This window comes from Kitasatospora sp. NPDC047058, from assembly GCF_040643935.1.
Classification (GTDB): Bacteria; Actinomycetota; Actinomycetes; order Streptomycetales; family Streptomycetaceae; genus Kitasatospora.
Genome location: NZ_JBEYVJ010000272.1, coordinates 1 through 10,034, shown reverse-complemented (window position 1 = coordinate 10,034; position 10,034 = coordinate 1). Strand labels below are relative to the sequence as shown.

The following is a 10,034-nucleotide window of genomic DNA, read 5'->3' as shown; positions in this document are numbered from 1 at the left end:
GCGTCGACCTTCGGCCGCATGACCGCGGCCAGCCGCTCCGGCGTCAGCGAGGCGATCACGCCGTCGTCGACGACGCCCGCGGAGTGGACGACGGAGCCCAGCGGGGACTCGGCCGGGATCTGCTCCAGCACCGCGGCCAGCGCGTCCCGGTCGGCCGCGTCGCAGGCGACGATCCGGACCCAGACGCCCAGCTCCGCCAGCTCGGCCGCGATCGCGGCCGCCCCCGCGGCGGCCGGGCCCGAGCGGCTGGTCAGCACCACGCCGCCGGCCCGTCCGGTCGCCGCCAGGTGCGTGGCCACCAGCGCACCGAGCGTTCCCGTGCCGCCGGTCACCAGCAGCGAACGGGCCGCCGGATCGGCCGTCGTCCCGGCCGGCCAGGCGACCGGCACCAGCTCGCCGGAGGGGCGGGTCAGCCGGCGGCCGTAGGCGGCCTGTCCGCGGAGCGCCAGCTCGGGCTCGTCGCCGCCGACCACGGTGGGCAGCAGGGCGATCTGGTCATCGGCGTCGACCAGGTGGGGGCGCCCCCGGCCGGAGGCTGGGGGAAGGTCGACCAGGACCAGCCGGTCCGGGTTCTCCGCCTGGGCCGAGCGCAGCAGGCCCCGGACGGAGGCCGCCGCCAGGTCCGTCACCGCCTCGCCGGCGACCGCGTCCACCGCGCCACGGGTGACGACCACCAGCCGCGTGGCGTCCAGGCGCGGTTCCTCCAGCCATGCGCGGACCAGCCGCAGCGCCGCGGCACCGGCCCGCCGGACGGCGTCCGGGAAGTCCTCGCCCTCGCCCGCGCTGTCGTCCGCGCCGAGCAGGGCGTCGACGCACACCAGGGCGGTGCCCAGGCCGGCCCCGCCCGCCTCGGCGGCGGCGGTGGCCAGCTCGGCGATGTCCGCGAAGGAGCGCAGCGGCACGCCCGCGGCGTCCAGTCCGTCGACCAGGCCGAAGCGGTCGGGGCCGAGCAGCGCCCACTCCCCGGCCGGGACGTCGGCCCCGGCCACCGGGGTCCAGTCCTGGACGAACAGCGAATCGGTCAGCTCGTTGTGGACGGCCCGGAGCTGGTCCATCGCGACCAGCCGCTTCACCAGCGACCCCACCGTGACCACGGGAGCGCCGGTGGTGTCCGCGGCGGTCAGCGACAGGCCGCCCTGGGCGTCCTGGCGCAGCCGCACACGCAGCACCGACGCGCCGCCCGCGTGCAGCTCGACGCCGGTCCACGCGAACGGCATCGGCACCTGGCCCGGCCCGGCCTCGACGACCGGCTCCGCCAGGACCGAGGCGTGCAGGGCCGCGTCGAGCAGCGCCGGGTGCAGGCCGAACGCGCCGGCCTCCTGCGCCACCTCCTCCGGCAGCGCCACCTCGGCGAAGACGTCCTCGCCGCGGCGCCAGGCGGCCCGCAGGCCGTGGAAGGCGGGGCCGTACACCTCGGCGAGGTGCACCGGGTACAGGTCCGTGACGTCCACCGGTACGGCGTCCCGCGGCGGCCACGCCACGAGGTCCTCGTCGGCCTTCCCGGCCGTCAGGGCGGGGGCGACCACACCGCCGGCGTGCAGGACCCACGCCTGCTGCGCGGCCGCGTCCTCGGGGCGGGAGAACACCTCGACCCCGCGGCGGCCCTCCGCGTCGGGCGCGGCGACGACCACCTGCAGCTGGACGCCGCTGCGGTCGGCGGGCAGCACCAGCGGCGCGTGCAGCGTCAGCTCCTCCAGCAGGCCGCAGCCGACCTGGTCGCCGGCGCGCACCGCGAGCTCGACGAAGCCGGTGCCGGGCAGCAGCACGACCCCGCCGACCGCGTGGTCGGCCAGCCACGGGTGCGTGCGCAGCGACAGCCGGCCCATGCACACCAGGCCGGCGCCGCCGGCCAGTTCGACCGCCGCGCCGAGCAGCGGGTGGCCGACGGCGCCCAGGCCCAGCGACATCGGGTCGCCACCGCCGGAGCGCGACGAGCGCAGCTCGCCCAGGGTCCCCTTCGGCCAGAACCGCTGGTGCTGGAAGGCGTAGGTCGGCAGGTCCACCTGCTCGCCGGCCGGGAGCACCGAGGCCCAGGCGACGGGCGCGCCGCTGACGAAGGCCTCGGCAAGGGAGGTGACCAGGCGGGTCGCGCCGCCGTCGTCGCGGCGCAGCGTGCCGCACACGGCGGCGGGGACGGCGCCGGGGCCGGCCGCCTGGGTGGCCTCCTCCAGCGACTCGGTCATCGCGCCGAGCAGGACGGGGTGCGGGGAGACCTCGACGAAGACGCGGTGGCCCTGGCCGGCCAGGGTGCGCACGGCGCGGTCGAAGTGGACGGTGGCGCGCAGGCTGGCGTACCAGTAGGCGGCGTCCAGCTCCTCGCCGGTCAGGGTCTCGCCGGTCATCGCCGACACCATCGGGATGCGGCCCTGACGCGGCGTCACCTGCGCCAGGACGGACATGATCTCCTGCTCCAGGCGTTCGACCTGGGCGGAGTGGGAGGCGTAGTCGACGGCGACCATCCGGGCGCGCACGCCCTCGGCCTCGAACTCGGCCTTGAGTTCCTCCAGGCCCTCCGGATCGCCGGACACCACCACGGTGGCCGGGCCGTTGACCGCCGCGAGGGAGAGGCGGTCGCCGAACCGGGCGATCCGCTCCTCGACCACCGCGGCGGACCGGCTCACGGAGAGCATGCCGCCGAGGCCCGCGAGGACCTTCAGCGACTGCGAGCGCAGCGCCACCACCCGGGCGCCGTCCTCGATGCTGAGCATCCCGGCGACGGTGGCGGCGGCGATCTCGCCCTGCGAGTGGCCGGCCACCGCCTCGGGGGCCACCCCGGCGGCCTCCCACACGGCCGCGAGCGAGACCATTACGGCCCACAGCGCCGGCTGGACGACGTCCGCGGCCTTCATCTCCGGCGCGCCCGGCGCACCGGCGAGCACGTCGGTCAGCGACCAGTCGACGTACGGTGCCAGCGCCGCCTCGCACTCGGCCAGCCGCGCGGCGAACACCGGGCTGGCCTCGGCCAGTTCGCGGCCCATGCCGACCCACTGCGAGCCCTGGCCCGGGAAGACGAACACCGGGCGCGCATCGGTCCTGGCCACGCCCGAGACGAGGGCGCCGCTGGGCACACCGTCGGCCAGGCTCTCCAGGCCGGCCACCAGCCCGGCCCGGTCGCCGCCGACGACGACGGCGCGGTGCTCGAAGGTCGCGCGGGTGGTCGCCAGCGACCACGCCACGTCCGCCGGCTCCGTCTCCGGACGCCCGGCCGCCCAGTCCCGCAGCTGCCCGGCCTGCGCCGACAGGCCCTCCGCCGAACGCCCGGACACCAGCCAGGCACCGGCGCCGGACACGACCGGAGGAGCGGTCTCCTCGGCCGGCTCGGCCGCGGCGTCCTCGGCGGGCGCCTCCTCCAGGATGAGATGGGCGTTCGTGCCGCTGCCGCCGAACGAGGAGACCCCCGCGCGGCGGACGCGCTCACCGGCCGGCCACGCGACGGGCTCGGTCAGCAGCTCCACCTCGCCGGCGTCCCAGTCGACGTGCGGCGTGGGCTGCTTGACGTGCAGGGTCTTCGGCAGCTGCTCGTTGCGCAGCGCCATCACCATCTTGATCACACCGGCCACGCCGGAGGCCGCCTGGGTGTGCCCGAGGTTGGACTTCACCGAGCCCAGCCAGAGCGGCTGGTCGCCGCCGCGCTCCTGGCCGTAGGTGGCGAGCAGGGCCTGGGCCTCGATCGGGTCGCCCAGCTTGGTGCCGGTGCCGTGCGCCTCCACCGCGTCGACGTCGGCGGCGGACAGCCGGGAGTTCTCCAGCGCGGCACGGATCACGCGCTGCTGGGACGGGCCGTTGGGCGCGGTCAGGCCGTTGGACGCACCGTCCTGGTTGATCGCGGAGCCGCGGATCACCGCGAGCACCTTGTGCCCGTTGCGGCGCGCGTCGGAGAGCTTCTCGACGACGATCATGCCGGTGCCCTCGGCCCAGCCGGTGCCGTTGGCGTCCTCGGAGAAGGCGCGGCAGCGGCCGTCCACCGACAGGCCCTGCTGCCGGGAGAACTCGACGAACATGCCCGGCTGCGCGAGGACGGTCACACCGCCGGCGAGCGCCATCGAGCACTCCCCGGCGCGGATCGCCTGGCAGGCGAGGTGCAGCGCCACCAGGGAGGAGGAGCACGCGGTGTCGACCGTGACGGCCGGGCCCTCCAGGCCCATCACGTAGGACACGCGGCCGGAGAGCACGGCGGTCAGGTTGCCGGTCATCATGTGACCTTCCAGCCCGGCGGTGCCCCCTTCCGCCAGCTCCAGGTTCACCAGGTAGTTCGAGGTGAAACCGCCGACGAATACACCGGTCTTGCTGCCCTTCAGCGTCCCCGCGTCGATTCCGGCGCGTTCCAGGGCCTCCCAGGAGACCTCGAGGAGCAGCCGCTGCTGCGGGTCCATGGCGACCGCTTCGCGCGGGCTGATCCCGAAGAACGCGGCGTCGAATCCGCTGGCGTCCTTCACGAAGGCGCCGGACTGCGTGTAGGAGCGGCCGGACTTCTCCGGGTCCGGGTCGTAGATGCTCTCCAGGTCCCACCCGCGGTCGGTGGGGAACTCGCCGACCGCGTCGTCCCCGGCGGCCAGCAGCCGCCAGAGGTCCTCGGGGGTCTCGACGTCGCCCGGGTACCGGCACGCCATGCCGACGATCGCCAGCGGCTCGTACTCGCCGGCCTCCAGCCTGTGCAGGCGCTTGCGCGTCTCCTGGAGCTCGGCCGCAGTCTTCTTGAGGTAGTCGAAGAGTTTCTCTTGGTTATCCACAGTTGACCCCTTACCAAAATGCCGTCAATTAGCGCGAAGTAACTAGTTGGACAGACCAAGTTCCTTGTCGAGAAACTCAAACACCTGGTCGGGTGTCGCCGACTCGAGTTCGACCTCGTCGGTGCCGGACTCCGCTTCGCCCTGCTTTTCGATCCACTTCGACAGAATGCTCTGCAGCCGCCTCGTGATCCGCTCGCTCGTGTCCTGGTCGGGTGCCGCACCCGACAGGCTGGATTCGAGCCGGTCGAGGTCGTCGAGCGCCGGCACCGAAGCCGTCTCGTCCGGGGCGAGTTCGGTACGCAGCCAGGCGGCCACCGCCACCGGAGTGGGGTAGTCGAAAATCAACGTAGCGGGCACCCGCAGTCCGGTCGCAGTGTTCAACCGGTTGCGGATCTCCACCGCCGTCAGCGAGTCGAAGCCCAGCTCCTTGAAGGCCTGCTGGGCCTGCACGCCCTCCGCCGACGAATGGCCCAGGACGACGGCCGCCTCGGCCCGCACCAGGTCCGTCAGGACCCGTTCCTGCTCGGCGCGGTCCATGCCCGCCAGCCGGCGGCCCAGCTCGCCCTCGGCGGGCGCGGCGGCCTCCGCGGACCGGGTGGCCGCGGTGGCGAGCCGGCGGACCTCCGGCAGGTCCCGGACCAGCGGTGCGTTGGGCAGGTCCACCGCGGTCTGCGCCAGCACGGCCCAGTCGACGTCCATGACCGTCACGACGGCGTCGGGGCCCTGCAGCGACTCGCCGAGCGCCCGGACCGCCAGCTGCGGGTCCATCGCCGACATCGGGAGCTTCTTCATCCGCTCCCGGATCGCCTCCTTGGACTCCGCCAGGCCGCCGCCGCCCCACTGGCCCCAGGCCACCGACAGACCGGACAGCCCGCGGGCCCGCCGGTTCTCGGCCAGGGCGTCGAGGTAGGAGTTCGCGGCCGCGTAGTTGCCCTGCCCGGCGGAGCCGAGGGTCGACGCCGCGGAGGAGAACAGCACGAACGCGTCCAGGTCCAGGCCTGCGGTCAGCTCGTCCAGGTGGCGGGCGCTCGCGGCCTTGGCCGCCAGCACCGTCTCCAGCCGGGCCGGGGTGAGGCGGTCCACGACACCGTCGTCCAGGACGGCGGCGGTGTGCATCACCGAGGACAGCGCGGGGCCGCTCGCGCCGATCCAGGCCACCAGCCCGGCCACGGCCGGGCGGTCGCTCACGTCGCAGGAGACGACGTCCACCCGGGTGCCGCGGGCGGCCAGGTCCGCGACCGTCGCGGCGACACCGGCGGCCGCCGGGCCGGAACGGCCCGTCAGCACGACGCGCTCCGCGTCCCCTTCGGCCAGCCAGCGGGCCACGTGCCCGGCGATCGCGCCGGTGCCACCGGTGATCAGCACGGTGCCGCGCGGCGTCCAGCGGCCCTCGCCGCGCGCCTCGGCGGCCCGGCTCATCCGGCGGCCCAGCATCCCGGCCGGCCGGATGGCGACCTGGTCCTCGCCGCAGCCGGCGAGCACCGCGACCAGCCGGGCGCCGGCCCGGTCGTCCATCACCTCGGGCAAGTCGATCAACCCGCCCCAGCGGTCCGGGTGTTCCAGGCCGACGACCCGGCCGAGGCCCCACACCTGCGCCTGCACCGGGCCGGTCGGCACCTCGCCGGGCGAGGCCGAGACCGCGCCACGGGTGGCCGGCCACAGCGGCGCCTCGATCCCGGCGTCGCCGAGCGACTGGATCAGGGTCAGGGTGGCGGCCAGCCCGCCGGCCACCACCGGGTGGTCCGGCAGCGGCGTCTCGTCCAGCGCCAGCAGCGACAGCACACCGGCCACACCGGCCGGTTCCGCGCCCGCGTCCCGCAGCGCCCGCGTGAGCAGGGCCGCCAGGGCGTCGCGGTCCGTCGTCCCGGCCGGGACCTCGGCCACCACGACCTCGGCACCGCGCACGCCCAGCGCCACCGCGCAGCCCTGCGCGAGGTCCCCGGCGGCCGACTCCGCGGGGACGGCGACGAGCCAGGTGCCGGACAGCACGCCCGGGTCGGGCTCGGCGACCGGCGCCCAGCCCATCCGGTAGCGCCAGCTCGCGGTCGTCGACCGCTCCAGGTCACGGCGCCGCCAGGTGGTCAGCGCGGGCAGCAGCTCGCCGAGCCGGTGCTCCTGGTCCTCGATCGCCAGCGTGTCCACGAGCCGGTCCAGGTCGCCGTCCTCGACGGCCGCCCAGAACGCCGCCTCGGCCGCCGTGCCCGACCCGTCCCGGCCGGCGGCCGGGGAGCCGGCCGGCAGCGCCGACGGGACCTTCGGCCAGAACCGGTCGTGCCGGAAGGCGTACGTCGGCAGGTCTACCCGCGCACCGGCCGGCAGGACGGCCGTCCAGTCCACCGGCGCGCCGTTGACGAAGGCCTCGGCCAGCGAGGTGACCAGGCGAGTCGCGCCGCCGTCGTCACGCCGCAGCGTGCCGCAGACGGCGGCGGGCACGGCGGCCGCGCCCGCCTCCAGCGCGACCTCCTCCAGCGACTCCGTCACCGCGCCCAGCAGGACGGGGTGCGGGGAGACCTCGACGAACACGCGGTGGCCCTGGCCGGCCAGGGTGCGCACGGCGCGGTCGAAGTGCACCGTCGCGCGGAGGCTGGCGTACCAGTAGGCGGCGTCCAACTCCTCGCCCGTCAGCGTCTCGCCGGTCATCGCCGACACCATCGGGATGCGGCCCCGGCGCGGCGTCACACCGGCCAGGACGGAGCGGATCTCCTCCTCCAGCCGCTCGACCTGGGCGCTGTGCGAGGCGTAGTCGACGGCGACCATCCGGGCGCGCACGCCCTCCGCCTCGAACTCCGCCTTCAGTTCCTCCAGGCCCTCCGGATCGCCCGAAACCACCACGGCCGAGGGGCCGTTGACCGCGGCCAGCGAGAGACGCTCGCCGAAGCAGGCGATGCGCTCCTCGACGACGGCGGCGGGCCGGCTCACGGAGAGCATCCCGCCGAGACCCGCCAGCACCTTCAGCGACTGCGAGCGCAGCGCCACCACCCGGGCGCCGTCGTCCAGCGACAGCATCCCGGCGACCGTGGCCGCCGCGATCTCGCCCTGCGAGTGGCCGACCACCGCCTCGGGCGCCACGCCCGCGGCCTCCCAGACGGCGGCCAGCGACACCATCACGGCCCACAGCGCCGGCTGGACGACGTCCGCGGCCTTCATCTCCGGCGCGCCCTCGGCACCGGCGAGCACCTCGTCCAGCGACCAGTCCACGAACGGCGCCAGGGCCTTCGCGCACTCGGCCAGCCGCGCGGCGAACACCGGGCTGGCCTCGGCCAGTTCCCGGCCCATGCCGACCCACTGCGACCCCTGGCCCGGGAAGACGAACACCGGGCGCGCGTCGGAGCGGGCCACACCGGACAGCACCGATCCGGCGGACGCACCCGCCGTCAGGCTCTCCAGCCCCGTCACGAGCTCCGCGCGGTCACCGCCCACGACGACGGCCCGGTGCTCGAACCGGGACCGGGTCGCCGCCAGCGACCAGGCGACGTCCTCCGGCCCGAGCTCCGGCCGGGCGGTCACCCACTCGCGCAGCCGGCCCGCCTGGCCCGACAGCGCTTTCGCCGACCGGCCCGACAGGACCCACGCGCCGGCGCCCGTCAGCACCGGCTCCGGGGCCGTGGCCTCCGCCTCGGCGGCCCCGTCGGCCGGGGCCTCCTCCAGGATGACGTGCGCATTGGTGCCGCTCATGCCGAACGAGGACACGCCCGCCCGGCGCGGCCGCCCGTTCGCCGGCCACGGCACCGCCTCGGTGAGCAGCCTCGCGTGTCCGGCGGACCAGTCGATGTGCGGCGACGGCTCGTCGACGTGCAGCGTCGGCGGCAGCTCCTCGTGCTGCAGGGCCAGCACCATCTTCATCACCCCGGCCACGCCGGCGGCCGCCTGGGTGTGCCCGATGTTGGACTTCACCGAGCCGAGGAACACCGGCCGGTCCCCGGGACGGTCCTGGCCGTAGGTGGCGAGCAGCGCCTGGGCCTCGATCGGGTCGCCCAGCTTGGTGCCCGTGCCGTGCGCCTCCACCGCGTCCACCTCGGCGGCCGACAGCCCGGCCCCGGCCAGCGCGGCGCGGATCACCCGCTGCTGGGACGGGCCGTTCGGCGCCGTCAGACCGTTGGACGCACCGTCCTGGTTGACGGCGGAACCGCGGATCACCGCCAGCACCGGGTGCCCGTTGCGGCGGGCGTCCGACAGGCGCTCCACCACGAGCATGCCGACGCCCTCGGCCATGCCCATGCCGTCGGCGGACGCGGCGAACGCCTTGGAGCGCCCGTCCACCGCCAGACCACGGGCCTGGGAGAAGGCGATGAACCCGTCCGGGGCCGCGGTGACCGTGATGCCGCCGGCGAGGGCGAGCGAGCACTCCCCCGCCCGGACCGACTGGCAGGCCATGTGCAGCGCCACCAGCGACGAGGAGCACGCCGTGTCCATCGTCACGGCGGGACCCTCCAGGCCGAGGGTGTACGACAGGCGGCCCGACAGGACGCTGGTCGCGTTCCCGGTCATCACGTGGCTGTCGATGCCCTCGAACTCCGAGTCGCCGTCGAGGCTCATCGCCGCGTACCCCGAGCTGTAACCGCCGACGAACGCGCCGGTCTGGCTGCCGCGCAGCGCGGCCGGGTCGATGCCCGCCCGCTCGAAGGCCTCCCAGGAGGTCTCCAGCAGCAGGCGCTGCTGCGGGTCCATCGCCAGCGCCTCGCGCGGGCTGATCCCGAAGAACGCCGGGTCGAACCCGCTGACGTCCTGGAGGAAGCCGCCCTCCCGGGTGTAGGAGGTGCCGGCGTGCTCGGTGTCCGGGTCGTACAGGGCGTCGAGGTCCCAGCCGCGGTCCTGCGGGAACGGGCCGATCGCGTCCCGGCCCCCGGCCAGCAGGTCCCACAGCTCCTCCGGCCCGGCGACGCCGCCGGGGAACCGGCAGGCCATGCCGACGATCGCGACCGGCTCGTCCGCCGCCGCACCGGCCGGACGGACCGGCCCGGCCGCGGCGGGCAGGCCGCCCGCCAGCTCGTCGCGCAGCAGCCCGGCCAGGGCGACGGGGGTGGGGAAGTCGAAGACCAGCGTGGCCGGCAACCGCAGCCCCGTCTCCGTCCGCAGGCGGTTCCGCAGCTCCACCGCGGTCAGCGAGTCGAAGCCCAGGTCGGTGAAGGCCCGGGTGGGCTCGACGGCGTCGGTGGAGGCGTGTCCGAGCACCGCGGCCACGTGCGCCCGCACCAGGTCCAGCAGCATCCGGTCGCGCTCCTGGCCGGACAGGCCGGCCAGGCGGCGGCGCAGCGCGTCCGCGGCGTCGGCACCGGTCGCGGCCTGGGGCGCGGCCGTGCGCCG

At 75.8% G+C, this 10,034-nt stretch carries 2 protein-coding genes; both read right to left on the bottom strand.

Annotated elements, in window-relative coordinates; genetic code table 11:
- Nucleotides 1–4,730 (bottom strand): SDR family NAD(P)-dependent oxidoreductase (locus ABZ885_RS29240; protein WP_360194925.1); only part of this gene is annotated, 4,730 nt, incomplete at its 3' end.
- A gap of 42 nt (nt 4,731–4,772) precedes the next feature.
- Nucleotides 4,773–10,034: type I polyketide synthase (locus ABZ885_RS29235; protein ID WP_360194923.1), on the bottom strand; the 5,262-nt coding region annotated here is incomplete at its 5' end.